At 69.8% G+C, this 25180-nt stretch carries 25 protein-coding genes and 2 pseudogenes; 14 read left to right on the top strand and 13 right to left on the bottom strand.

Annotated elements, in window-relative coordinates:
* Nucleotides 1–5 precede the first annotated feature (5 nt).
* From HV701_RS13705 to HV701_RS13695, 3 genes are all read left to right on the top strand, one after another.
* Entirely contained in the window at nt 6–1541 is a 1536-nt protein-coding gene (locus HV701_RS13705) for a PepSY domain-containing protein (RefSeq protein WP_175133565.1), read from the top strand.
* 74 nt (nt 1542–1615) lie between these two features.
* Entirely contained in the window at nt 1616–2044 is a 429-nt protein-coding gene (gene arsC / locus HV701_RS13700; RefSeq protein WP_175133564.1) for an arsenate reductase (glutaredoxin), read from the top strand.
* A 91-nt stretch (nt 2045–2135) separates the two neighbouring features.
* The gene (locus HV701_RS13695) at nt 2136–2741 is read left to right on the top strand and encodes a phosphatase PAP2 family protein (protein WP_175133563.1); all 606 of its coding nucleotides are present in this window, start codon (nt 2136–2138) and stop codon (nt 2739–2741) included.
* Nucleotides 2742–2799: 58 nt separating this feature from the next.
* Here the strand turns inward: HV701_RS13695 and HV701_RS13690 are convergent, their stop codons facing one another.
* Complete coding sequence (locus tag HV701_RS13690; protein ID WP_175133562.1) at nt 2800–3351, bottom strand: methylated-DNA--[protein]-cysteine S-methyltransferase; 552 nt, start codon at nt 3349–3351, stop codon at nt 2800–2802.
* A 145-nt stretch (nt 3352–3496) separates the two neighbouring features.
* On the opposite strand from HV701_RS13690, the gene HV701_RS13685 reads away from it, so the two are divergent.
* A complete protein-coding gene (locus HV701_RS13685; protein WP_175133654.1) occupies nt 3497–4945 on the top strand; it encodes an AlkA N-terminal domain-containing protein in 1449 nt (482 codons plus the stop codon).
* Between the two features lie 102 nt (nt 4946–5047).
* On the opposite strand, the gene HV701_RS13680 is transcribed toward HV701_RS13685, so the two are convergent.
* From HV701_RS13680 to HV701_RS13650, 7 genes and pseudogenes are all read right to left on the bottom strand, one after another.
* The gene (locus tag HV701_RS13680) at nt 5048–5530 is read right to left on the bottom strand and encodes a YajQ family cyclic di-GMP-binding protein (protein WP_006386723.1); all 483 of its coding nucleotides are present in this window, start codon (nt 5528–5530) and stop codon (nt 5048–5050) included.
* Between the two features lie 81 nt (nt 5531–5611).
* On the bottom strand, nt 5612–6400 hold the full coding sequence (locus HV701_RS13675; protein ID WP_175133561.1) for a heme ABC transporter ATP-binding protein: 789 nt from the start codon (nt 6398–6400) through the stop codon (nt 5612–5614).
* Nucleotides 6397–7395: a FecCD family ABC transporter permease gene (locus HV701_RS13670; protein ID WP_175133560.1), complete on the bottom strand. Its 999-nt coding sequence runs from the start codon at nt 7393–7395 to the stop codon at nt 6397–6399. Before HV701_RS13670 ends, HV701_RS13675 begins: the two co-directional genes overlap by 4 nt.
* On the bottom strand, nt 7379–8212 hold the full coding sequence (locus tag HV701_RS13665) for a heme/hemin ABC transporter substrate-binding protein (protein ID WP_175133559.1): 834 nt from the start codon (nt 8210–8212) through the stop codon (nt 7379–7381). Before HV701_RS13665 ends, HV701_RS13670 begins: the two co-directional genes overlap by 17 nt.
* 10 nt (nt 8213–8222) lie before the next feature.
* Nucleotides 8223–9281, bottom strand: coding sequence for a hemin-degrading factor (locus HV701_RS13660; RefSeq protein WP_272909294.1), 1059 nt, complete (start codon nt 9279–9281; stop codon nt 8223–8225).
* Nucleotides 9282–9349: 68 nt separating this feature from the next.
* Nucleotides 9350–9562: pseudogene (locus HV701_RS13655) on the bottom strand (hypothetical protein); the annotation flags it as partial.
* Between the two features lie 465 nt (nt 9563–10027).
* Nucleotides 10028–10495 (bottom strand): annotated as a pseudogene (locus HV701_RS13650) (sigma-70 family RNA polymerase sigma factor); the annotation flags it as partial.
* A 174-nt stretch (nt 10496–10669) separates the two neighbouring features.
* On the opposite strand from HV701_RS13650, the gene HV701_RS13645 reads away from it, so the two are divergent.
* From HV701_RS13645 to HV701_RS13630, 4 genes are all read left to right on the top strand, one after another.
* Nucleotides 10670–11137 carry a CopD family protein gene (locus HV701_RS13645; protein ID WP_175133558.1) on the top strand — a complete coding sequence of 156 codons (468 nt, stop codon included), beginning with the start codon at nt 10670–10672 and terminating at the stop codon, nt 11135–11137.
* 139 nt (nt 11138–11276) lie between these two features.
* Entirely contained in the window at nt 11277–12140 is an 864-nt protein-coding gene (locus HV701_RS13640; RefSeq protein WP_175133557.1) for a hypothetical protein, read from the top strand.
* Nucleotides 12141–12285: 145 nt separating this feature from the next.
* Nucleotides 12286–12978, top strand: coding sequence for a helix-turn-helix transcriptional regulator (locus HV701_RS13635; protein WP_175133556.1), 693 nt, complete (start codon nt 12286–12288; stop codon nt 12976–12978).
* A gap of 99 nt (nt 12979–13077) precedes the next feature.
* Nucleotides 13078–13500: a VOC family protein gene (locus tag HV701_RS13630; protein ID WP_175133555.1), complete on the top strand. Its 423-nt coding sequence runs from the start codon at nt 13078–13080 to the stop codon at nt 13498–13500.
* 120 nt (nt 13501–13620) lie between these two features.
* Here HV701_RS13630 and HV701_RS13625 read toward each other — a convergent pair whose 3' ends face one another.
* On the bottom strand, nt 13621–15027 hold the full coding sequence (locus HV701_RS13625; RefSeq protein ID WP_175133554.1) for an amino acid permease: 1407 nt from the start codon (nt 15025–15027) through the stop codon (nt 13621–13623).
* A gap of 58 nt (nt 15028–15085) precedes the next feature.
* Entirely contained in the window at nt 15086–16336 is a 1251-nt protein-coding gene (gene kynU / locus HV701_RS13620) for a kynureninase (RefSeq protein ID WP_175133553.1), read from the bottom strand.
* 138 nt (nt 16337–16474) lie between these two features.
* On the opposite strand from kynU, the gene HV701_RS13615 reads away from it, so the two are divergent.
* Nucleotides 16475–16948 (top strand): Lrp/AsnC family transcriptional regulator, encoded by a 474-nt coding sequence (locus tag HV701_RS13615; RefSeq protein ID WP_175133552.1) that lies wholly within the window; start codon nt 16475–16477, stop codon nt 16946–16948.
* A gap of 17 nt (nt 16949–16965) precedes the next feature.
* Here the strand turns inward: HV701_RS13615 and trhA are convergent, their stop codons facing one another.
* Together trhA and HV701_RS13605 are read right to left on the bottom strand one after the other, a co-directional pair.
* Nucleotides 16966–17589, bottom strand: a complete 624-nt coding sequence (gene trhA / locus HV701_RS13610) for a PAQR family membrane homeostasis protein TrhA (protein ID WP_175133551.1) — start codon at nt 17587–17589, stop codon at nt 16966–16968.
* A gap of 153 nt (nt 17590–17742) precedes the next feature.
* Complete coding sequence (locus HV701_RS13605; protein WP_175133550.1) at nt 17743–18831, bottom strand: P1 family peptidase; 1089 nt, start codon at nt 18829–18831, stop codon at nt 17743–17745.
* A 189-nt stretch (nt 18832–19020) separates the two neighbouring features.
* Between HV701_RS13605 and HV701_RS13600 the strand changes: the two genes are divergently transcribed.
* From HV701_RS13600 to HV701_RS13590, 3 genes are all read left to right on the top strand, one after another.
* Complete coding sequence (locus HV701_RS13600) at nt 19021–19806, top strand: amino acid ABC transporter substrate-binding protein (RefSeq protein WP_175133549.1); 786 nt, start codon at nt 19021–19023, stop codon at nt 19804–19806.
* Between the two features lie 81 nt (nt 19807–19887).
* A complete protein-coding gene (locus HV701_RS13595; protein ID WP_175133652.1) occupies nt 19888–20568 on the top strand; it encodes an amino acid ABC transporter permease in 681 nt (226 codons plus the stop codon).
* Nucleotides 20565–21326 carry an amino acid ABC transporter ATP-binding protein gene (locus HV701_RS13590; protein ID WP_175133548.1) on the top strand — a complete coding sequence of 254 codons (762 nt, stop codon included), beginning with the start codon at nt 20565–20567 and terminating at the stop codon, nt 21324–21326. The genes HV701_RS13595 and HV701_RS13590 overlap by 4 nt, the downstream gene beginning before the upstream one ends.
* 81 nt (nt 21327–21407) lie before the next feature.
* Here HV701_RS13590 and HV701_RS13585 read toward each other — a convergent pair whose 3' ends face one another.
* A complete protein-coding gene (locus HV701_RS13585) occupies nt 21408–22109 on the bottom strand; it encodes a peptidoglycan DD-metalloendopeptidase family protein (RefSeq protein WP_175133651.1) in 702 nt (233 codons plus the stop codon).
* A gap of 256 nt (nt 22110–22365) precedes the next feature.
* On the opposite strand from HV701_RS13585, the gene HV701_RS13580 reads away from it, so the two are divergent.
* Together HV701_RS13580 and HV701_RS13575 are read left to right on the top strand one after the other, a co-directional pair.
* Nucleotides 22366–23649 (top strand): MASE1 domain-containing protein, encoded by a 1284-nt coding sequence (locus HV701_RS13580; protein ID WP_175133547.1) that lies wholly within the window; start codon nt 22366–22368, stop codon nt 23647–23649.
* Nucleotides 23639–25156: an acyl-CoA-binding protein gene (locus HV701_RS13575; protein ID WP_175133546.1), complete on the top strand. Its 1518-nt coding sequence runs from the start codon at nt 23639–23641 to the stop codon at nt 25154–25156. The genes HV701_RS13580 and HV701_RS13575 overlap by 11 nt, the downstream gene beginning before the upstream one ends.
* The last annotated feature ends 24 nt before the right edge of the window (nt 25157–25180 follow it).

Raw genomic sequence — 25180 nt, 5'->3', positions numbered from 1 at the left:
CCGCCATGGACGCGATCCCCTCCGCCCGCCGCCGGCCCGCGCCCGTGCCGTGGTCCGCCCGCGCCAAGCGCTGGCTGTACCTGACGCACCGTTGGGCCGGCATCGTGCTGTGCCTGTTCTTCGCCATGTGGTTCATCTCGGGCGTGGTGATGATGTACGTGGGCTACCCCAAGCTCACGCCGCAGGAACGCATGACGCACCTGGCGCCCCTGGACCCGGCCCGGGTCACGGCCACGCCGGCCCAGGCGCTGGCGGCAGCCGGCGCGGGCGACATGGCGGGGCTGAGTCTGGCCGCGCTGCGCGGCGGCGCGCCGGTCTACCTGGTGCCGATGGGCCGTGGCCGCGCGCCCAAAGTGGTGGACGCCGCCAGCGGCATGCCGCTGCCGCGCGCCGATGCCACGGTCGCCACCGCCAGCGCCGCGGCCTGGTTCGATGGCCGCTACGCCGCGCACTACCAGGGCGAGGTGGGCGAGGACGTCTATACGCATTCCGGCGCGCTCGACATGCACCGGCCGCTGCACCGTATCGACATGGACGACCCCGACCACACGCGGCTGTATGTCTCGTCCGCCACCGGCGCGGTGGTGCTGGACGCCACCCGCCGCGAACGGCTGTGGAACTACGCCGGCGCCTGGATCCACTGGCTGTACCCGTTTCGCGGCAACGTCTTCGATCCGTGGTGGCACGACATCGTGGTCTGGCTGTCGCTGGCTGGCGTGGCCGTGGCGCTGACGGGCACGGTGGTGGGCATCCTGCGCTGGCGCTTCTCGCGTCCCTACGCCAGCGGCAGCCGCTCGCCCTACCGCGAGAACATGATGCGCTGGCATCACCTGGCCGGCCTGCTGTTCGCCGGCATCACCCTCACCTGGATTTTCAGCGGATTGATGTCGATGAATCCGTGGAAGGTATTCAGCAGCAACGCGGCGCCGATGGCGCAACAGGCCTACGCCGGCGGCGCCTACGCCGCCGACGCGCCGCAAGCGTCCCCCGCCGCGCTGATCCGCGCCCTGCTCGCGCCGCCGCGCGAACTGCGCTGGCAACGCGTGGACGGCCAGGATCTGGTGCTGGCCCGCAGCGGCCCGGGCGCGCCGCAACTGCTGTCGGCCGCCGACGCGCGGCCGGTCACGCTCGATCCGGCCGCCCTGCGCGCCGCCGCCGCCCGGCTGCTGCCCGGCGCCGCCCTCACCGACGTGCAGGTGCTGGACCACTACGACTTCTACTATTACGGCCGCGACGAGCACGCCATGCTGGGCCATATCGAAAAGCCGCTGCCGGCCTGGCGCCTGGTGTTCGACGACCCACAGGCCAGCTGGATCTACCTGGACCCGCGCACCGGCCAGGTGCTGAGCCGGCAGGACCGGGGCAACCGCGCCAGCCGCTGGCTGTTCGCCTTCCTGCACAGCTGGGACTGGACCGGCCTGCTGGCGCGCCGGCCGCTGTGGGACATCCTGCTGGTGTTCCTGAGCCTGGGTGGCGCGGCGCTCAGCCTGACCGGCGTGGTGATCGGCTGGCGCCGGCTGGGGCGCAAGCTACGCGCCTGAGGCCGGCGTGGCGGGGACTGGTCGGGAATGCACTATGCTCCTCCCTGTTCCCGCAACACCTCAAGGAAGCGCCCATGTCCGACGTCACCATCTACCACAACCCCAAGTGCGGCACCTCGCGCAACACGCTCGCCATGATCCGCAACGCCGGCATCGAGCCGAGCGTCGTCCTGTACCTGGAGACGCCGCCCTCACGCGCGGAACTGCAGGCGCTGTTCAAGCGCGCCGGCATCACCGTGCGCGATGCCCTGCGCGAAAAGGGCACGCCCTATGCCGAACTCGGCCTGGATGACACCTCGCTGAGCGACGACGCCCTGCTGGATGCCATCGAGGCCCACCCGATCCTGTTGAACCGGCCCTTCGTCACCACCCCGCTGGGCGCGTGCCTGTGCCGCCCGTCCGAACGGGTGCTGGACATCCTGCCGGCGCCGCAGCAGGGCGCCTTCACCAAGGAAGACGGCGAAGCGGTGGTGGATGCGCAGGGCAAACGCATCCAGAAGTAAATGCCGGGTTTTAGGCACGATTTGTAAGCGGACTGACGGGAAACCCCATTACCATCGCGGCTGATCAATTATTACGCCACGATGACAGGTCATGGATTTCCTTGAAGCTTTCAACCAGTCTCTTTTTCTACAGATCAACGCCGCCCCGGCCACGCCGGCGTGGCAGATCCACCTGGCGCTGCTGGTCGCCAACAAGCTGATCCTGCTGGTGCCCGCCACGCTTGCCGCGCTGTGGCTGTGGGGCGGACCTGCCCAGCGCAGCCTGGCGCTCAAGGCGCTGGCCAGCATTGGCGTGGGACTGTGCCTGAGCTATCTGTGCGGCGCCCTGTGGCCGCACGCGCGCCCCTTCGTGTTGGGGCTGGGCCATGCCTTCTTCGTCCACAAGCCGACCTCGTCTTTCCCCAGCAACCACACGATCATCATCGCCACGCTGGCGTTCACGCTGATCTTCGACCGGCGCTGGGCCGGCTGGGGCTACGCCACGCTGCTGCTGGCGGCCGTGGTCGGCCTGTCGCGCGTCTATCTGGGCGTGCACTTCCCGCTGGACATCGCCGGCGGCCTGTTGCTGGCGCCCGTGGCCGCCGGACTGGCCGTGCCGGTATGGCACCGTGTCGGCGCGCCGCTGACGGCCTTGCTGCAGGGCATCTACCGCAAGCTGCTGGCCCTGCCCATCGCGCGCGGCTGGATCCGCGCCTGACCGCGCCTGACCGCCCGCGCCGATGCGCCGCGGGCATCGCCTTACCGTTGCGGCCGGGTCAGGCGGCCCCCGCCAACGAGCGGTCCCGGGCGGCGCGCCAGCGGGCCTCGTGCGCCAACAGCCAACGCTTGCGGTGCAGCCCGCCGCCGTAGCCGGTCAGCGACGCATCGGCGCCGATCACCCGGTGGCACGGCACCACGATTCCCACCGGATTGGCGCCGTTGGCCAGGCCCACGGCGCGTACCGCCGAGGCGCGGCCGATACGCCCGGCCAGCACGCCATAGCTGACCGTGTCGCCTGGCCCGATAGCGCGCAGCGCCCGCCACACCTGCCGCTGGAAATCGGTGCCGCCCTGCGCCACCCGCAGCCGGTCGATCGCATCGACTTCACCCTCGAAATACGCCTGCAAGGCGCGGCTGGCCGCCGAGGCGCGCGCGGCGTCCTCCACCTTTACCGCGCCCTTGCCATACTGGCGGCGCAGCAAATCATGCATGCGGGGTTCGTAGTCCGCCCAATCGACGGCGCGCAGGCATTGCCCGGCATCGATCAGCACGAGCATTTGCCCGATGGGCGTGGCGATGCGTTCAAGGGTGAAAGTCTGGACGGGCATGACAGGCTCCGGAGGCGGCGGTGACGGGACCAATATAGGCGCGTCGGCGGACCTTCGCTGGCGGATTCCGGACATGGCAGTCGTCGTGACAACAATGTCCGGAATCCGCTAGATCAGGGCGACCGACGGCGCTAGCATGACCCTCATGAACCTCGACCACGACGCCTGCTACAGCGCCATCCGCGTGCGCGATGCCCGCTACGACGGACGCTTCTTCACCGCCGTCAAGACCACGCGCATCTACTGCCGCCCGGTATGCCCGGCGCGCACGCCGCTGTCGCGCAATGTCGTCTTCTACCCCACGGCCGCCGCCGCCCAGGAAGCGGGTTTCCACCCCTGCCTGCGCTGCCGGCCCGAAACCGCGCCCGCCGCCGGCCGCGCCCGCGAGCTGCCCGACAGTGTCGCGCGCGCCCTCGGCATGATCGAACTCGGCGCGCTCGACGACGCCGGGGTCGACGCCCTGGCCGCGCGCCTGGGCGTCGGCGAACGCCAGCTGCGGCGCCAGTTCCGCCAGCACCTGGGCGCCTCGCCCGTGGCGGTGGCGCAAACCCGGCGCGTGCTGCTGGCCAAGCAGCTGATCCACGAAACCCGGCTGCCCATGGCCGAGATCGCGTTTGCCGCCGGCTTCGGCAGCATCCGCCGCTTCAACGAGATCTTCCTGGCCCTGTTCGGCCGCGCGCCGGGCGAACTGCGCCGTTCCGGCAAGCCCGACGTCTCGGCCGGCCCGCAAGGCGAAATCAGGCTGCTGCTGCGCTACCGCCCGCCCTATGACTGGCCCGCCATGCTGGATTTCCTGCGCGTGCGCGCCATTCCCGGCATCGAACGGGTCACGGACAACCGCTACACGCGCACCATCGGCCTGGACGGCGCCCAGGGCACCGTGCGGGTCGAACCCGGCGCCGGCAACGCGCTGCAAGCCACCTTGCGGTTCCCCCGGCTGCACGCCCTGCCCGCCCTCATCGCCCGGCTGCGGCGCGTCTTCGACCTGGACAGCGATCCCGCCGCGCTCGCCGCCCAGTTGGCGCATGATCCCGTCATGGCCGCGCTGACCGCCGCCCGCCCCGGCCTGCGCGTGCCCGGCGCCTGGGATGGCTTCGAGCTCGCCCTGCGCGCCGTCCTCGGCCAGCAGATCACGGTGGGCGCGGCCATCAAGCTGGCCGGCAAACTCGTCGCCGCCCACGGCCAGCCGCTGGACCAGCCCGACGGCGACCTGAGCCACCTGTTCCCGACACCGGCCGCCATCGCCCCCGTCGACCTCGCCCCCCTCGGCATGCCCCGCAGCCGCGCCGCCACGCTCAGCGCCGTCGCCGCCGCGGCCCTGGCCGACCCGCAGCGGTTCGAAGCCAGCGACAACCTGGACAGCGCCGTCACTCGGTTGCGTGCCCTCCGCGGTGTCGGCGAATGGACCGCCCAGTACATCGCCCTGCGCCAACTGCGCGAACCCGATGCCTTCCCCGCCTCCGACATCGGCCTGATCCGCGCCCTGGAAAAACTCGAAAACCGCGCATACACCCCGGCCCAGCTCCTGGCCCGCGCCGAAGCCTGGCGCCCCTGGCGCGCGTATGCGGCCCAGCATCTGTGGGCAGCGTATTGAGTCAGCCGGATGGCGTTACGCAATGCCGCGGCGCGCGCCTCTCAGCCCCGCCCGGCCCCCCGCGCAACGGGCGGCCTGCGAAGCCCCCCGCCGCATCAAAAGTCAGTCGCGAAAATTCTCGAACTGCAACGGCAAGTCCACATCCGTCTTCTTCAGCAACGCAATCGCCGTCTGCAGGTCATCCCGCTTCTTGCCGCTGATGCGCAGCTTGTCGCCGTTGATCTGGCTCTCGACCTTGAGCTTCGCGTTCTTGATCGCCGCGATCAGCTTCTTGGCCACCGGCTGTTCGATCCCCTGCTTCACGGTGATCTTCTGCCGCGCCCCGCCCAGGTTCTCCAGCGGGTCCGCCACATCCAGGCACCGCACATCGATGCCGCGCGCCGACAGCCGGCCGCGCAGGATGTCCAGCATCTGCTTGAGCTGGAACGCGCTCGACGCCACCTGCGTCACCACGAAGCCTTCCAGCTCGAACTTGGCATCCGTGCCCTTGAAATCGAAACGGGTGGCGAGTTCGCGGTTGGCCTGGTCGATGGCGTTGGTGAGTTCGTGTTTGTCGACTTCGGAGACGACGTCGAAAGTAGGCATGACACTGGGTCCTGTCGATAGAGAAAAAAAAGGCGGCCGCGGCCGCCGCGGATTGCCCCATTTTACCGGGGCTGGCGCCCATCAAGCCATCAGCACCAGCAACCGGTCCGCCTGCAACGGATGCGGCATCACCCGCGCCTCGATGCCGTAGGCCAGATACAGGTTGGCCGGCGTCAGCACCTGCGCCGGCGTGCCCTGCGCGATCGCCTGGCCACTGCCCAGCAGCAACAGGCGGTCGCACCAGCGTGCCGCCAGATTCATGTCGTGCAGGATCACCAGCACGCCCGTGTTGCCCTCGTGCGCCAGGTGCGCCGCCCGTCGCATCAACTCGGCCTGATGCTTGGGATCGAGGCTGGCGGTCGGTTCGTCCAGCAGCAGGTAGCGGGCCTCGCCCTCTGCGCGCGCCGCGCGGCATTGCACCAGCGCCCGCGCGAACTGCACCCGCTGCTGTTCGCCGCCCGACAGTTGCGGATAGCGGCGCCCGTCCAGGTGGCCGGCATCGGCCCACGCCAGCGCCTGCCGCGCCAGTTCGTCGACCGCATCCGGCGACAGCTCCGGAAACGGATACGCGCCCATCGCCACCACTTCGCGCACGCCCAGGTCGAAGGTCAGCCCGGGCTTCTGCGGCAGCACCGCGCGCTTGCGCGCCTGCTCGCGCGGCCGCATCGCGCCCAGCGGGCGGCCATCCAGCGTCAGGCTGCCGCTGTCGGCAGCCAGTTCGGCCGACAGCGCGCCCAGCAGGGTCGACTTGCCCGCGCCATTGCTGCCCAGCAGGCCCACCACCTCGCCCGCCGGGATCGCCAGCGACACCCGGTCGAGGATGCGTTTGCCGCCGCGCGCCAACGTCAGGTTCTCGGCGGCCAGCATCAACCATGCCTCCGGCCGCGCGCCAGCAGCCACAGAAAGAAAGGACCGCCCACCAGCCCGGTCACCAGGCCGATCGGTAATTCGGCAGGCACCACCACGATGCGCGCCAGCCAGTCCGCCAGCGTCATCACCAGCGCGCCGCCCAGCAGGCAGGCCGGCAACAGCAGCCGGTGGTTGGCGCCCAGCGTCATGCGCGCCAGGTGCGGCACCACCAGGCCGACGAACACGATGGTGCCGCTGGCGGCCACCAGCGGCCCGACGATCAAGGTGCAGGCCAGCACCAGCCGGGCCCGCGCCTGCCCGAGCGAATAGCCCAGGTGCTGGGCCTCGCGCTCGCCCAGCAGCAGCGCATTCATCACGCGCCATTGCCGCAACAGCCAGCATGACAGCAACAGCACCCACGGTCCCAGGAACGCCAGCAGCTTCCAGTTGGCGCCGGCCAGGCTGCCCATGTTCCAGAAGGTCAGGTCGCGCAGCTGGGCATCGCTGGCCATGAAGGTGAACAGGCCGATCAGGCTGAACGCGATGGCTGTGATCGCCACTCCCGCCAGCAACAGCCCCGCCACGCCCGGCACCCGCCGGCCGACCAGATAGGCCGACAGCGTCGCGGCCAGGCTGCCGATGAAGGCGCCCGGCGCCGTGTACCAGAAGCCGCCTTGCGTCATCACGATGGCGATGACCGCGCCCAGCGAAGCGCCGGCGGAAATGCCGATCAGCCCCGGCTCGGCCAGCGGATTGCGGAACAGCGCCTGCAACGCCGCCCCCGAGATCGCCAGGCCGGCGCCCATCACCACCGCCAGCAGCACGCGCGGCAGGCGGATGTCGATCAGCACGTTGCGCCACAAGGCCTGTTCGGGCGCGGGCGCGCCCCACAACAGCGACGGCAAGTCGCGCAACGGAATCGACACCGCGCCGCTGGCGCTGGCCGCCGCCATCGCCAGCAGCAGCGCCACGGCCAGCAGCGCCAGCGCCCACGGCGTCCTAACGCGCCATGGCATGCGCGGCCTCCTGCTTGAGCTGGGCCAGCGCCTGCGGCAGGCGCGGGCCCAGGCCCAGGATCAGCAGATCGTCCATCACGATGATGCGCTGCTTGGCCGCGGCCTGCGTGACGGCGATACCGGGCAGTCGCGCGAAGCCCTCCAGCCCGCCGCTGGCCTGCACCGATTCGCGCGTGACGATGATCAGGTCGGGCGCCAGCGCGCCGATGGCCTCGGGCGACAGCGGCTTGTAGCCCTGCTGCGCGTCCAGCACGTTGTCCAGCCCGGCCAAATGCATGATTTCGGCCGCCGCGGTGCCGCGCCCCGCGCCTTGCGGCGCGCCGCTGCGGTTGATCAGCAGCAGCGCCCGCGCGCGCGTGGCCGGCATGGCCTCGGCCTTGGCCAGCGCGCGCGTCACGTCCCGCACCATCTGCTCGCCCGCCGGCGCTGCGTCCAGCGCCGCGGCCACGGCGCGGATGCGCGCCTTGAGCGAATCGACCGACGGCGCGTCCGGCACACTCACCACCCGCACGCCGACCTCGCCCAACCGCTTGAGCGCGTCGGGCGGACCGGCCTGCTCCGAGGCCAGCACCAGATCCGGCTTGAGCGCGAGCACGCCCTCGACCGGCACGGCGCGGTAATAGCCGACCCGCGGCAGGCGGGTCGCGGCCTCCGGATACAGGCTGGACAGGTCGTCGCCGACCAGCCGGTCGCCCTGCCCCAGGCCGTACACGATCTCCGTCACGGTGCCGCCCAGGGTCACCACGCGCGTGGGCGGCGCCGCCTGCGCGCCCGCCACCAGCAGCCATCCCGCCACCACCATCAGCCATTTCTTCATGGTTTCGTCCTCACGCGGCCAAAGGCACGCGGCACAGGCCCAGCATCAACGCACGCCAGCCTTGCAGTTCCGGCTTGCCCGGCTTGCGCTCGCCGAAGAACTGCGCGATCAGGTCGCCGCTGGACGCGTACAGTTCCAGCGACGTCACCCAGCCATCGCTGGTGGGTTTGTTCACCACCCAGGCCGAAGCGATGGCGCTGGTGTCCAGGTGCAGGTTGAAGGCCGGATCCAGCACGTTGAACCAGGGGCCGGTGCGGCGCAGCTGCCGCACCGGGCCGGTGTGAATCTGGATCATGCCGCGGTTGCCCACGAAGCACATGATCGACAGGCCGCTGGCCGCCGCCGACTCCAGCATCCGTTCCACCGAGTCGGCCGGCACCGTCTGCGCCAGGTCCTCGCCGGCCGCGGCCAGCGCCGCCAGCCGCGACACCTTGAACTTGCGCAGCAGCGGAAAGAACTCGTGCGTGTCCTGCATGCCCAGCCAGGCCTGGCGCCATTGCGCGCTGTCCTCGACCCGCGGCGCTTCGTCAGCGGGCATGTAGGGCGTGGTCTCGGGCCAGCGCGAGGCGCCGGCGAACCGGGCCACCAGCGCGTCGTACGCGGCCACGTCGGTGGCCTCGGTACGGTAGACCTTGTGCACCGCCACGCCCGCGCCGTCGAAGAACTGCAGGCTGTGACGGCCGTCCTGCTCGACCGCCCAGGCGGACTTCCAGCAAGAGAAGAACACCCGCAGGTCGATGTCGGGCCCCAGCACCAGGCCGACCGGGCCATCGGCCTGGATGTCCAGGTACGCGCCATGGCGCTCGTGCACGCACCAGTCGTTGCGCGTCAAGGCCATCACGCGTCCGAGCGTGCCCAGTTCGCGAAAGATCGCCTGCGGCTCGCCATGCAGCTCGATCGCCTTGACGCCGCCGCTGCCGGCGGCGAGCCATTCGGCCTCGGACACGCCGAGTTCCCGGGCCAGGTTGCGGGCGCGCAGGCCGGGATGGGACGCTGCCAGCGCTTCGTGGCGGGCGCGCAGCTCGGCGGCGCGGGTGTCGAAATCGGGTTGCTTCACTTCGTTGCTCATCGCGGGCTCTCCGGCCGGAAAGGAAAATCGGGGCTGCCACCGCTGGCGCGCGGCGGCGGCAGCGCGGGTCAATATTGATACGTCAGTGAGACGCGCAGGCTGCGTCCCGGTTCCGTGTACTCGTCCACCGGCCGCGGCAGCGCCGTGGCGCCGGCGGTCGGCACATTGATGGCTTCCCAGTACTTCTTGTCGAACAGGTTGAACACACCGGCCTGCACCTGCAGGCCCTTCACCGAGGCCGGGCGCCAGTAGCCCATCAGGTCCACCACGCCATAGCCCGGCGGCGGCGGCGGCCGGCCACAGCGCCACGGCCGGGGCGGCCAGTGCGGTGGCAATACGCAGCGCCAGGGCCAGGCGGGTCAGTCGGCATAGGGCCTCTCGGTCGAGTGAATAGCCGCGCGCGGCAGGATCGTCACCCAATACGCGCTGCGGTAGCGCACCTGTACCGGCAGCGTGGACGGCAAGGCCGCCAGCACCGCGTCGGTGTCGTGCAATTGGAACGCCCCGGAGATCCGCAGCCCGGCCACCTCCGGGTCGCAACGCAACACCCCTGGCCGATAGCGGCCCAGCTCGGCCGCGAATGCGTCCAGGCGCCAGGCGCTGGCGTGCAGCACGCCGCGCGTCCAGTCGGCGGCGTGCGGATCGGCGGGCTCGGGGCGGGGCACATCATCGCCGCGCAACCAGGCCTGCTCGCCGGCCGACAGCGCCGCCCAGGTATCGGCCCGGCCCAGCATCACACGGCCTTCTTGCACGCTGACCCGGCAGGCCGCGCCCGTTTCCTGCACGCAGAATCGCGCCGCCTGGGCCTGGATGTCGCCCTGCCGCGTGCGCACCACGCGCGCGGGCCGCGGCAGGCCCGCCAGCATGGCGTCGATTTCCTGGAGCGCCTCGAGGATCAGCAGGCGCTGCTCCGGCGACGGCGCCTGCGCCTCGGGCATGGCGGCCAGCGCGTCGAGGTAGGCCTGTTCGAGCGAGCGGCGCCGGTACAGGTTCAGCACCAGCCGCTTGGCGACGGTGGTCAGGTAGGCGCGCGGCTCGCGCAACGCAGCGAGTTCGTGGCGATGGCGCAGCACGCGCACGAAGGTGTCCTGGGCCAGGTCGGCGGCATCCGACGGATTGCCCAGCCTGCTCCGCAGCCAGCTGTGCAGCCATCCGTGGTGCGCGCGGTAAAGCAAGTGGACAGCGTCGCCGGAGGCTGGCGCAAGGTTGGACACGGTGGACTCCCGAACAGGCTCGATCACAAATACAAATCAATCTCATTCTAAATGGAAAATCCGGCCGCAGGTCAAGCGCCGCCTTGACGATATGATGGGGACGGACTTGGCCGCCGCGAGCGGCGGCCGGCCCCGGCCCGTGCCGGCCCCCCGCAATATCAACGGTTCCCTGCCATGTCCTATAGCGCCTTCAAGCTCATCCACCTGCTGGCCGTGATCCTCTGGGTCGGCGGCATGCTGTTCGCCCACTGTTTCCTGCGGCCGGCGGCGGCGCAACTGGAGCCGCCGCAACGGCTACGGCTGATGAACGCAGTGCTGGGCCCATTCCTGAACGCCGTGCTGGCCGCCGTCGTACTGATTCTTGCCACCGGCGCGGCAATGATCGGCCAGGAGGCGGCCCAGGCCGCGCGCAGTGGCGGCGCCTTCTTCATGCCGCGCGCGTGGACCGTGATGGCCGCGGGCGGGCTGCTGATGACGGCCATCTACGCCTACATCCGCGCGGCGCTCTATCCGCGCCTGCGCGCGGCGGTGGCCGCTTCGGAATGGCCGCGCGGCGGCCTGGCCATGGCCAGCATCCGCCGTTGGGTCGGCGTCAATCTGCTATTGGGGCTGGCCATCGTCGCGGCCGTTTTCCTGCTCTAGGGGTATCGGCCGCCTACGTCGCAGCTATCGGCCAACCGGGGTTGGCTATCGGATTTCTTTGGACTGGTGCAATACGCCTTACATCCGGCGTGGCGACACTTGAGCGGACTCTCGCGGGTCCCACATAAAAGGAAAATCCATGATCAAGCGTATCCTGCCCCTGGCCGCCCTCGGCCTGTCCTTCGCCACCCTCGCCGCCGCCCACGCCGCCGCCCCCATCGACAACAGCGCGCTGGAACAATCCGCGTTCCGCCCGCACAAGGCCACCTATGGCGTGGTGTACCGCCTGCCCCAGGAAGTCAACGCCGTGCTGGACGCCAAGGTCAACGCCACGCTCAAACAGGACCTGCTGGCGCTGGGCCTGAAGACCGAGGCCGAAACGCCCAACATGCCCCACGTCACGGTGGTCCACATCCATAGCGCCGACCCCGCCACCCCGCAACGCATGCTGCAGGCGCTGCCCAAACCGCCGGCGCCGCTGGCCATCACGCTCAAGGGCTTCTATCCGACCGAAGCCGCCAAGGGCGCGGGCCATCCGTGGTGGCTGGACCTGGGCGTGGTCAAGAGCGGCCCGGGCTTCGAGGCCATGATGGCCTATAACACCGTGGCCACCGCTGCCCTGGCGCCGCTGCGCGACGGCCCGCTGCCGCGCGTGACCGGCCCGGTCTACGCCAAGATGTCGGAGGCCGGCCGCGCCCTGGTCAAGTCGGTCGGCGTGAGCGGCGTCAACGTCATGCGCGACGGCCAGGAAGTGCGCGCCCACAACCCGCACACCACGCTGGTCTACAGCATGGCGCGGTATGACGAACGCCTGGCCGACGCCATGAAACAGGAAGCCGCCAAGTTCAACGCCGCGCTGCCCGACGGCATCGCCACCACGTTCAAGGACGTGTCCATCGTCGAGATCGGCTTTGCCGGTAACGTGCTGCGCGAAATCTACCGTGTCAGCCTGGAAGACGGCTCGACCCTCGACGTGGCCAGCGGCAAGCCGGTCAACCGCTGAGCCGGACGGTTCGCCCCGCGGGCCGCGCGCGTCTGACTGGCGGCGCGGCCTGCGGGGCGGAGAGGGCGGCGGGCGAGACTTCCCGCTGCTGCCATTCCGTGGCAGCATTGGGCCGTCCCGCCCGCCGCCCTCTCCGCCCCGTCCCATGTCCCGCGCCGAACGACTCCTCGACCTGCTGCAGATCCTGCGGCGCCATCGCCTGCCCATCAGCGGCCAGCGCCTGGCGGCCGACCTGGGGATCAGCCTGCGCACGCTGTACCGCGATATCGCCACGCTGCAGGCCCAGGGCGCCGGGATCGAGGGCGAGCCCGGCGTCGGCTACGTGCTGCGGCCCGGCTTCATGCTGCCGCCGCTGATGTTCAGCACCGAAGAGATCGAAGCGCTGGTGCTGGGCACGCGCTGGGTCGCCGGGCGCTCCGACCCGCGCCTGGGCCAGGCTGCGGCCAACGCGCTGGCCAAGATCAGCGCGGTCCTGCCCCAGGAACTGCGCGACGAACTCGACGCCATCCCATTGCTGGTCGGCCCCAGCAGTTGGGCGGTGGCCGACCGGGTCGACCTGTCCCAGATCCGCCAGGCGATACGCGGCGAACAGAAAATCGCCATCACCTACCGCGACGACAAGGGCGCCGACTCGCAACGCGTCATCTGGCCGTTCGCGCTGGGGTTCTTCGATAGCGTGCGTATCGTCATGGCCTGGTGCGAGCTGCGCCAGGACTACCGCCATTTCCGCACCGACCGCATCGCCACGCTCGACCCCGGACCGCGCTACCCGCGCCGCCGCCATGCCCTGCTCAAGGAGTGGCGCGTCATCAATGCGGCTCATTGCGACGGCTGCTGACGCGGCCGCCGGCGCGGTGCGACATCGGCGCGCGGACTACTGACAAAATCTGACAGCATGCCTCTCTAAGATGAGCGCTCATTCAACCAGGAGCGCATCATGTCCGCCAAGAACTTCGTCATCTTCTACGTCGACAAACCCGAGGCCAGCGCGGCGTTCTATAGCGCGCTGCTGAACCGTCCGCCGGTCGAAAGCTCGCCCACCTTCGCGCTGTTCGCGCTCGACTCCGGCCTGATGCTGGGGCTGTGGTCGCGCCACACCGTCGAGCCGGCGGCGGCCGGCCGCGGCGGCTGCACCGAACTGGCCTTCACCGTCCCCGACGCCGAAGCCCTCGGCCAATGCCATCGCGACTGGAGCCTGCGCGGGCTGGCCATCCTGCAGGCCCCCACCAACATGGACTTCGGCCGCACCTTCGTCGCGCTCGACCCCGACGGCCATCGCCTGCGCGTGTTCTCGCCGGCGCCCGACACCGTGCCCGCCGCCGACGAACCGGTCACGATCCCGGCCTTCCCAGGGGCCTGATCCCCGGGCCGGCGCAGCCAGCGCCACGAACGTGGCCGGCCCCCACGGCATGCGCCGGTTGCGCAGGGCGGCGCCGACGCGGCGGCCGACTGCCGGCCTGCGCGATGCGCTTTCCGTGAACTAGGAGCGCTGCCCGCGCGCTTGCAGCACCACCGCCGCGGCGCGCTTGCGGAACAGCAGCAGGTACAACGCCGCCAGCACCAGCAGGAACGGCACGCCGAACACCAACGTCATCTTGAACACGCCAGTGAAGGAGGTCGTCACCAGGATCGCCAGCATCGCGCCGGCGCCCAGCAGCGTCAGCAGCGGAAAGCCCGGCATGCGGAACGACAGCGCGGCGCCGCCCTCGCGCGCCCAGCGGCGGCGAAAGAAGTAATGCGTGACGAAGATCATCATCCACGTGAACAGCGCGCCGAACATCGAGATCGCCATCATCAGCGTGAACGAGGTTTCCGGATACAGCACGTTCAGCACGGTGGCGATGGCGATGCCGCTGGTCGACAGCAGCAGCGCGTTCAGCGGCGTGCCGCTGCGCGTCAGCCGGCCCAGCGCCGCCGGCGCATGGCCGGCGCGCGACAGGCTGAACATCATGCGGGTGGTGATATACAGCTGGCTGTTCATGGCCGAAAGCGCCGCCACCAGCACGATGAAATTGATGACGCCGGCCGCGTACGGCACCTTCACCGCTGCCATCACCGTCACGAACGGGCTGCCGCCCTTGCCGGCCTGGTCCCACGGCACGATGGCCAGGATCAGCGCCAGCGTCAGCAGGTAGAACACCACCAGCCGCACGATGGTGGCGCGAAACGCCTGTTTCACCGCGCGCTCGGGGTCTTCGGCTTCGCCCGCCGCCACCGCGATCATCTCCACGCTCAGGTAGCTGAAGATCGAGATGACCACCGCGATCCACATGCCCCACACGCCGTTGGGGAAGAAGCCGCCGTGTGCCGTGTACTGCGCCGCGCCGTACTGCGGGTTGCCCCAGACCACATAGGCGCCCAGGATGATGAACGCCACGATGGCGCTGATCTTGATGGTCGAGAACCCGTATTCGATGGTGCCGAACGCCTTCACGCTCATGGCGTTGATGAAGATCAGCGCCGCCGAGAACAGGCAGACCCATTGCCAGCCCGGTACCGCCGGGAACCAGAACTTCATGTACTCGGCCACCGCGGTGACCTCGGTGCCCACCGCCAGCACCACGCACGACCAGTACGCGTAGCGCACCAGAAAGCCCGCCAGCGGGCCGATGTAGTGCTCAGCGTAGGCGCCGAACGAGCCCGAGGTGGAATGCGCCACCGTCATCTCGGCCAGGCAGCCCATCAGCAGCAGCGTGATCAGCCCGCCGATGGCGTAGCTGATGATGACGCTGGGGCCGGCAAAGCCGATCGCGAACTTGCTGCCCAGGAACAGGCCGGTGCCGATGGCCCCGCCGATCGCGATCATGCTCATCTGGCCGGACGTCAGACGGCGCTTGAGCCCCTGCTCCCGTTCGGCGATCTTGCCGAAGCCTTGTTGTTGATTCATTGTCTCCTCCGGTACTGCGCGCTCTTGCTGGATGTCGCTTGGGCCGGTGCGCGGCGGGTCAGGTCACGGCCGAGCGCTGCTTGAACTCGGGCGTGTCCCAAGCCTTGCTGTCGAGCACATCCTTGAGGATTTCCACCGCGTCCCAGACATCGGCATAGCCGAAATACAGCGGCGTCAGGCCGAAGCGCAGCACCTCGGGTTCGCGGTAGTCGCCGATCAGGCCGCGCGCGATCAGCGCCTGCATGACCTCGTAGCCGTTGGGATGGCGCAGGCTGACATGGCTGCCGCGCGCGGCGTGTTCGCGCGGCGTCACCAGCGTCAGCGGATGGCCGGCGCAGCGTTCCTCGACCAGGGCGATGAACAGGTCGCCCAGCGCCAGCGACTTCCTGCGCACCTCGGCCATGTCGGCCTCGCGCGCCACGTCCAGGCCGCACTCGACCATGGCCAGCGACACGATCGGCTGGGTGCCGCACAGGTAGCGGCGGATGCCGCCGGCGGGTTCATAGGCGACGGTCATGTCGAACGGCCGCTGGTGGCCCCACCAGCCCGACAGCGGCTGCCAGAAGTCGGGAATATGGCGCGGCGCGACCCAGATGAAGGCCGGCGAGCCCGGGCCGCCGTTCAGGTATTTATAGGTGCAGCCCACGGCATAGTCGGCGTCGGCGCCGTTCAGGTCCACCGGCACCGCGCCGGCGGCGTGCGCCAGGTCCCAGATGACCAGCGCGCCGCGCGCGTGCGCCTGGCGCGTGACCGCCGCCATGTCGTGCATCTGGCCACTGCGGTAGTTGACGTGCGACAACAGCACCACCGCCACGTCCTCGTCCAGGGCGCGGTCCAGCGGCAGTTCGTCGTCGATCAGGCGCATCTCGTAGCCCTGCTGCAGCAGGTCGATCATGCCCTGGATCATGTACAGGTCGGTGGGGAAATTGTCGCGCTCGGACAGGATCACGCGGCGCTCGGGGTGGCGCTTCTGCTGGATGCGCAGGCTGGCCGCCAGCGCCTTGAAGATGTTCAGCGAGGTGGTGTCGGTGATGACCAGCTCGCCTTCCTTCGCGCCCAGCAGGCCGGCCAGCTTGTCGCCCAGCCGCGACGGCAGCTCGAACCAGCCGGCGGTGTTCCAGCTGCGGATCAGGCCCGTGCCCCATTCCTGGGTGATGACTTCGGCGGCGCGCGCGGCGGCGGCGCGCGGCATCACGCCCAGCGAGTTGCCGTCCATGTACAGCACGCCGGGCGGCAGATCGAAACGCGCCTTCAGCGGCGCAAGGGGGTCCTGCCGGTCGGCGGCGACGCAGGCTTCGCGGGTGTTCATTCACGGCTCCTTGAGGCAATGGGCTGGCTACATACTATCAGCGTGAACCAGCCGAAAACTTGCAAAATCAGGCGTGACTTACCCTGGAATTTCGCATTAAATTGCGCCATCGGCCATTTTTCAGAATTGGATTGCATCATGCAGCTGGACACCATCGACCATCGCATCCTCTACCGCCTGCAGGAGAACAGCCAGCTCAGCAACCAGGACCTGGCCGAGCAGGTGGCCCTGTCGCCCTCAGCCTGCCTGCGGCGGGTGCGGGCGCTGGAAGAAGGTGGCTTCGTGCGCGGCTACCGCGCCGTGCTCGACGCCGAACGGCTGGGTTTCGAACTGGAAGCCATCGTGCACGTGTCGCTGGACCAGTCGCGGCCGGGCTGGCACGAGGAATTCCTGGCCGGCATCGCCCTGCATGACGAAATCACCGAAGCCAGCATCGTCACGGGCGCCTCGAACTACATCCTGACCGTGCGCACCCGCAACCTGGCGGCGTTCTCGCAGTTCGTCGAGGACAAGCTCAGCAAGCTCGCCGGCGTGCGCGATCTGTGTTCGCATATCGTCATGCGCAAGATCAAGGATCGCGGCGGTATGCTGCCGCTGGCGCCCTGGCGCTGACGGCCCCCCCGCGGCGTTCAGGCGTATCGCAGGAAGCCGAACACCGTGACGAAATGGCAGGCCGATCCGCCCATGACGAACAGGTGCCAGATGCCATGGGCATGGCGCCAGCGCTTGTCATTGGCGTAGAACACCGTGCCCACCGTATAGAGCGCGGCCCCGGCCAGCAGCCAGGCCAGCCCGGCGCCCGACAGCGCGCCGGCAATGGGCGCGGCGCACATCACCCCCAGCCAGCCCATCGCCAGGTACAGCGGCAGGGCCGGCGGGGCGCCGCGGGCCCACCACAATTCGCGGCCAATGCCATACAGCGCCAGCAGCCAGATCGCCACCGCCATGGCGGCGCCCCATCCCAGTTCCGGCGGGACGAAGGCCAGCGGCGTATAGGTGCCGGCGATCAATAGATAAATAGCGCAATGGTCGGCCTTGGCCCACAGCGCCTTGCGGCGCCCGCGCGAGCAGTGATACAGCACCGAGGACGCGTAGACCGCGATCATCGACGCCGCGAACACGGCGCAGGCCGCGATCTGGCGCGCGTCCACCCGGAGTTCCGCGGCCCGGGCGATCAGCGCGGCCGAGGCGGCCACCGCCAAGGCCAGGCCGGCCAGATGCGTGGCCCCGTTGAAACGCTCTCCCTGGTACATGCTGTCCCTCTCCCGCGCGCAGGCGTGGCGCCGACGCTTTCCATCTTGCCCACGCCATGTGACAGCCTGGGGTCAGGGGTCCGGGAGGGGCGCCGCCAGACGCGGCGTGAAAAGCCGCGTCATCCGGGCGCGGCGCCGCGAAGCGGCGGCGGCTCAGGCGATGAAGTCGACCGCCGCCGGGTAGCCTTCCAGCGCGCGCGCCGCCAGGATGGCGCGCTGCACCGCGATCGCCATGGCCTCGGCCGCCATCACGCCCAGCAGCATCATGTTGGCGGGTTTGTTGACGGCGCCCGTGCCCAGCGCGAACACGGTATCGCCATCGAGCATGGTGTGGATCGGGTTGATGGTGCGCGCCAGGCCGTCATGCGCGCTCTGCGCCATCTTCTGCGCCTGGGCCTTGGTCAGCCTGACATCGGTCGCCACCAGCCCGATGGTGGTGGCCGCGCCCTCGCGCATCGAGGTCGGCAGGTCGCCCGCCAGGATCGCCGCGCGCGTGTCCAGCAAGGTCTTGCCGTCGGCGCTGCGGGCGCCGGCCAGCACGTGGCCAGTGGCCGGATCGACCACGTCGCCGACCGCGTTGACCGCCACGATCGCGCCCACGGTGACGCCCGCCACGGTCAGCGAAGCGCTGCCCAGGCCGCCCTTCATGGCGCGCTTGGCGCCGTACAGCTTGCCGACCGTGGCGCCGGCCCCGGCGCCGACATTGCCCTCCTGCGGCGGCTTGGCGCTGGCCGCCTTGCAGGCCTGGTAGCCGGCCGCCGCGTCGGGCCGGATCGAGGCGTCGCCCACGCCCAGGTCGAACAGGATGGCGGCCGGCACGATCGGCACGTGCGCCACGCCCACGTCGAAGCCGATCTTGCGCTCTTCCAGATAGCGCATGACGCCGGTGGCGGCCTCCAGGCCAAAGGCGCTGCCGCCGGCCAGCATCACCGCGTGCACTTTCTCCACCATGTTGACCGGGTTGAGCAGGTCGGTCTCGCGCGTGCCGGGCGCGGCGCCGCGCACATCCACGCCCCCGGTGGCCCCCGCCTCGGCGATGATGACGGTGCAGCCGGTCGGCCGCCGGGTGTCGGTGTAGTGCCCCACCTTGAGGCCGGCCACGTCGGTAATGCTGCCGCCGCCGGGCACCCGGCGCAAACCGCTGGCGCCCTGCGCCGGCATCACGCCCGCGGATGCCGCGACGCCCGCCGCCGCCATCATGAAAGCCCGCCTGTTCCATTGTTGTTGCACGCCTGTCTCCATCTGGATATCACCTGGATGCCCCCGGGCCAGGCGGCCCGGGGCGCGAATGCCGCATATGACTTGCCGCTATATTTTTACTATTCCTTATGCTTTGTGGAAAAATAGACGCGTTGTTAGAGTGCGGCTACACCGGAAGGCGGCGCGCTGCGCGGGCCTTTCGCAGTGATCTCTCATCCGTGGAGCATTGCCATGAAACTCTTGCGCTCGTTGTTCATCGCCGGCCTGATCCAGGCCGCCGCCCTGTCCGCCGCCCATGCCCAGTCGGGGCTGGACCAGATCAAGTCCGCCGGCGTGTTCAAGATCGGCACCGAAGGCACCTACGCGCCCTTCACCTACCACGACGCCTCCGGACAGCTTACCGGGTTTGACGTCGACATCGGCCGCGCCATCGCCCAGCGCCTGGGCGTCAAGGCCGAATTCGTCGAAGGCAAGTGGGACGGCCTGATCGCCGGGCTCGACGCCAAGCGCTACGACGCCGTCATCAACCAGGTCGGCATCACCGACGCGCGCCGCGCCAAGTACGACTTCTCCGACCCCTACATCTCGTCGGCCGCGGTGCTGATCGTGCGCGACGACAACACCACCATCAAGTCATTCGCCGACCTCAAGGGCAAGAAGTCCGCCAACACGCTCACCAGCAACTTCGGCAAGCTGGCGCAGCGCCACGGCGCCGAGGTGGTCGCGGTGCAGGGTTTCAACGAAGCCATCGACCTGCTGACCTCGGGCCGCGTCGAAGCCACCGTCAACGACAACCTGTCGTTCCTGGATTTCAAGAAGCACAAGCCCAACGCCAAGGTCAGGATCGCCGCCACCGACAAGGCCGCCGAATTCAGCAACTCCGGCGTGCTGCTGCGCAAGAACAATCCCGAACTGGTGGCCGCCATCAACAAGGCGCTGGCCGACATCAAGGCCGATGGCACCTACAAGACCATCTCGGTCAAGTACTTCGGCACGGACCTGTCGGCGCAGCAATAAGCGGGCCGTTCCATGACGCTCCCCATCTGGCTGCGCGACGCCCTGCCCGACTGGATCCTGGCCCAGCTCGACGCCCTGACGGTGCCGGCCTGGGTGCAGTTGATGGCCGACTCGTTCTGGCCCCTGCTGCACGCCGGGCTGGTGTTCACCGTGCCGCTGACGCTGATGTCGTTCGCGCTGGGGCTGGCGCTGGCCTTCGTAGTGGCGCTGATCCGGCTGTTCGGACCGGCGCCGCTGGTGGCGCTGGTGCGCTTCTACGTCTGGCTGATCCGCGGCACGCCGCTGCTGGTGCAGTTGTTCGTGATCTTCTATGGCCTGCCCAGCGTCGGCGTGGTGCTCGACCCGCTGCCGGCGGCGTTGATCGGCTTCACCCTGAACGTCGGCGCCTACAACTCCGAAGTGATCCGCGGCGCCATCGAGTCGATTTCCAAGGGCCAGTGGGAAGCCGCCTATTCACTGAGCATGACGCGCGGCCAGGCCCTGCGCCGCACCGTGCTGCCGCAGGCCGCGCGGGTGGCGGTGCCGCCGCTGTCGAACGCCTTCATCGCCCTGGTCAAGGACACCTCGCTGGCCGCCGTGCTGACGGTGCCCGAGATCTTCCAGGCGGCCCAGCGCATCGCCGCCGTCACCTATGAACCGCTGATCCTGTACACCGAGGCCGCGCTGATCTACCTGGTGTTCAGTTCGGCGCTGTCCGCCGCCCAGGTGCGCCTGGAACGGCGCTTCGGCCGGCATGCGGTGTTTTCCGAGAACAACCGATGATCCGCCTGGAACAGATCGAAAAATCCTTCGGCGGCAACCTGGTGCTCAAGCGCGTCGACGTGGCCATCGCCGAGGGCAGCGTCACCGCCCTGATCGGCCCGTCCGGCAGCGGCAAGAGCACCCTGCTGCGTTGCGTCAACCTGCTGGAAGTGCCCGACCGCGGCACGCTCGAAATCGGCCCCGAGCGGGTCGATTTCGAACCCGGCCTGAAGCTGGCGCGCGACCAGGTGCAGCGGGTGCGCAAGCAGACCGGCATGGTGTTCCAGAACTTCCAGTTGTTCCCGCACCAGACCGTGATCGGCAATGTGATGGAAGGGCTGGTGACGGTGCAGAAGTGGCCGGCCGACCGCGCCCGCGCGCGCGCCGAGGAACTGCTGCGCAAGGTCGGCATGTTGGACAAGGCCGAAGCCTGGCCCGCCAACCTGTCGGGCGGCCAGCAGCAGCGCGTGGCCATCGCCCGTGCCTTGGCGCCCGCCCCCCGCGTGCTGCTGTGCGATGAGCCGACCTCGGCGCTCGACCCCGGCCTGGCGGCCGAAGTGGTGGACGTGCTGCGGCAGTTGGCCACCGAGGGCATGACCATGCTGATGGCCACCCACGACCTGCGCCTGGCCGCCAGCGTCTCGCGCGAAGCGGTGTTCCTGCTCGATGGCAACGTGGTCGAATCCGGCGCCTCGCGCGACCTGTTCACCCGGCCGCGCGACCCGCGCACCGCAACGTTCATCTCGACGCTGACGCAGGAGACCGGCCAGATCGGTTGAGGCGGCGCCCGGCCGCCCGAAGGCCGGGCAGCCCCCTCGGGGGGCAGCAAGCGCGCAACGCGCGCGCCGCGTGGGGGCCTATCACCGCCCCGGCAGGGATCCCGCCGGATCGACCGCCTGGCCGTCGTACCGCAACTCGAAGTACAGCCCGACCTGCTTGCTGTCGCTGTTGCCCATTTCGGCGATCTTCTGGCCCTGGCTCACCCGCTGGCCTTCCTTGACCAGCAGCTTGCGATTGTGCGCATAGATGCTGAGGAAACTGGCGTTGTGCTTGACGATCACCAGATGCCCATAGCCCCGCAGGCCGCTGCCGGAATAGGCGACGGTCCCGGCGGCGGCGGCCACCACCGGCGTGCCCGAGGCATTGGAGATGACAATGCCGTTCGAGCCCGACCCGTCGTAGCCGCGCGTCACCTTGCCCTGCGCCGGCCACACCAGCGAGATCGCCCCTGGCGGCGCGGTGCGCCGCTTGCCCATGGACGACGCCGACGCGCGCGACCCGCCCGAGGCCTTGGGACGTGACTTGGAGCGTGCCGAACCGCTGGCCTGGCCGGCCGGCGGCGCCACCCGCAGCATCTGACCGACCTCGATGGCATTGGTGTTCGACAGCTTGTTCCAGCGCGCCAGGTTGGATACGCTGGTGCCGTGCTTGCGCGCGATCTGCGTCAGCGTGTCGCCCGACTGCACCCGGTAATAGCCGGGCTGGACCTTGGGCGTCGTGCCGCAGGCCGTCAGCAATGCCAGCAATGCGGCCAGCAACACCAGCCGGACCCGGCGCAGGATGCCGCGGGCGGGCGGACATGCCCGGGCGAGGCCGGAAACGGCGGTGGAATCGAAGGCGGGCAGGGTCTGGGCGGGCAAGGAGTGCACTGAGTCCTGGAACGGAGTGGAATCGACTGCGTCCAAGGGTACCAAGATTTTCGGATGGCGGTACGCGCGCGCCAGCTTTCGCGGACCGGGCGGTGCCGTGTATAACCCGCTGATCGCCGCGAGCCCCGGCTCGCCCTGTGCCACAGCGTCTGCAAGGAACCATATGGGAATGCCCCAAGCACCGCGAAGAAATCCATACTGCCTGCTATGGGCCGTCCCGTATCTGCTGTGCGGGGTCTTCTCGCGCCTGCTCAACGATCCGGTCAGCCATGCCGTATTCGTCTGGCTGCCACCGGGCGTGGCCGTCGGCGCCTATCTGCTGACCCGGCGCCAGAACTGGCCGCTGCTGCTGGCCGCCTTCTTCTGCGCCCAGCTGGCGCTCACCAGCTTCACTCGGGGCCAGCCCGCCACGGCGCTGGTGTTCGCCATCAACGCCAGCGTGTCCAGCCTGCTGGCGGCCTGGACAGTCCGGCGCCTGACGCCGCGCGAAGGCGGACTGGGACTGGTGGCGGCGCTGCTGGCCGGCGCGGTGGCCGGCGCCGCGCTCTCGGCGCTGCTGGGCGGCGGCTGGCTCTGGCTGACGCAGGCCAGCGACGCCCTGGTCCGGCTGCGCACCTGGGTCGCGGCCTATCTGGCCGGCATCCTGATCCTGGCGCCGGCGCTGACCGGGTGGGCCCATTTCCGGCCGCGCCGTTCGGGTGGCCCGCGCATGCGCGACCTGGCGCTGGGCGTGATCGCCTACACCGGCCTGATCGTATCGACCTTCATGACCTTCGACGGCGAAATGATCAGGAACCTGCCCTATGTCGTCACGTTCGAACTGACCTATCTGCCGCTGGTGTTCGCGGTGCTGGCCGCCTTGGTATGGGGGCCGCTGGGCGGCACCCTCGCCGTCGTCACCCTGACCGGGATGGCGTTGTACCAGAGCGCGCAGGGCGAAGGCCCTTTCGTCGAGGCCAATGACCCCTGGCACGTGCTGCTGGCCACCCAGGTCTATCTGGTGGTCACGGCGCTGCTGATCCTGCTGGTCAACACCCTGCGCGGCGCCCGCGCGCAGGAACTCGAAAACGCCGAGCAGTGGCGCGGCCGCTTCGACCTGGCGCTGGCGGGCAGCCACCAGCTGATGTACCGCTACAGCCCGTTTGACGGCTCGCTCGAACTGGCCGGCGATGTGCAGGGCGCCTTCGGCGTGCAGGCTGCCGCGCTGGCCAACCTGGATGCGTTGCTGGCCCTCGCGCACCCCGACGACCGCGCGCGCCTGACGCTGCACTGGGCCGCGCGCCGCGCCGGCGCCCAAGACCGCACGCCGCTGTTGTTCCGCATGGCTCATGCCGGCGGCGGCTGGCGCGTGGTCAGCGACCGCGGCTCGCCGCTGGAGGATTTCGACGGCAGCGTGGCCGTGGTGGCGGGCATGTGGCGTCTCGGTGACATCGAGCAGGCCGATGTCCACTAGCACGGGCGCCCTGCTCATCCATGGCCTGGGCGGCACCCAGTACGACCTGGGATCGCTGCACAAGACCCTCAAGCGCGCCGGCATCGAGACGCACACGCTGACCCTGCCCGGCCATGGCACCACGCCCGAAGATCTGCTGCCGGTGCGCGCCGAGGACTGGATCGACGCCGTCACCGCCCGCTACCGCGAAGTGGCCGCCCGCCACGACACCCTGCACGTGATCGGCATGTGCCTGGGCGCGCTGCTGGCGGTGGAGTTGTGCAAGCGCGTGCGGCACCGCCAGGGCAAACTGGTGAGCCTGGCGGCGCCCGTCTTCATCGACGGCTGGAGCACCCCCTGGTACCGCGGCCTGCGCAAGCTGGTTTACCGCATCCCAGGCCTGGCGGCGCGCATGCGGGTCGAGGAAGAAGAACCTTACGGCATCAAGAATGAACTGGTCCGCTCCATCGTCAAGGCCAAGTTCGAGCGCGGCGAAAATTTCCATTACCGCTGGGTGCCGCTGGCCTGCATCCGCGAGGTGGACCGGCTGCGCCGCTTCGTGCAGCGCGGCCTTGACGCCATCGCCTGCCCCAGCCTGATCATCCACGCGCACGAGGACGAGCTGACCTCGGTGCGGTCGGCCCGCTTCCTGAACGACGCCATTGCCGACAGCCGCATGGTTCTGCTGGACAACAGCTATCACATGATCTGCGTGGACAACGACCGCGATCAGGTCGCCGCCGACATCCTGCAGTTCATGGACCGGTCCCCCGCCCCCGCGCGTGCGGGCCGCGCCGCCGCCATGAGCGCGGACCAGGCCGAGCGCTTGCTGGGCCAATACCGCGAGGCAATGCTGTCGGGCCGCTTCGAGGACCTGTTCCCGCTGTTTGCCGAGGACGTCGTCTGGCAGGAAGGCGGCGACAACCCCCTGAGCGGCGTCTACCACGGCCGCGGCGGATTGATCGACCTGTTCTCGCGCGTGATGGACTACTCGCGCAATACCTTCACGGTTGCCAGCGTCGGCCCGCCGGCGCCGGCCGGACGCGGCTTCGCGATGCCGCTGGCCTTCCAGGTGCGCGACGGCGCCACGCCCTGCCACGGCGCCGCCACCCACACGCTGCGCCTGCGCAACGACAGCATCGCCAGGGTCACCTCGCAGGCCGTCGATCCGGCCGCCGCCGACGCCCTGTGGCGGCGGCTGGCCGTGGCCAGCGGCCTGGAACCCGAAGGCGACGCCATGGACCCGGCCACCCAGGCCATCGCGGCCGACGCCCTGGAAGACGCCTTCGAGGCTGCGGTGATCGCACTGCGCGCCCTGCCGCAAGCCCCTTCCCTGAACGTCGCCATCCGCCTGCACGCCTACGAGCAGCAGGCGCGGCGGGGCGATGCCCCGCCGCAGGACGCCCCCGACGCGCCCCTGCGCGCCCGGATCGATCTGGCCGCCTGGCGCCTGCTGGCAGGCCTGCCCGCGGACCAGGCCCGGCGCCGCTATATCGCCCTGATCCGACGCCTGGATCCGGACACCTGAAGCACGCTCGCCGCCGCTCGGCCT

The organism is Achromobacter pulmonis, assembly GCF_902859765.1.
GTDB lineage: Bacteria > Pseudomonadota > Gammaproteobacteria > Burkholderiales > Burkholderiaceae_B > Achromobacter > Achromobacter pulmonis.
The sequence above is the reverse complement of the archived record's forward strand: the minus strand, read 5'-3'. Positions and strand labels throughout refer to the sequence as shown.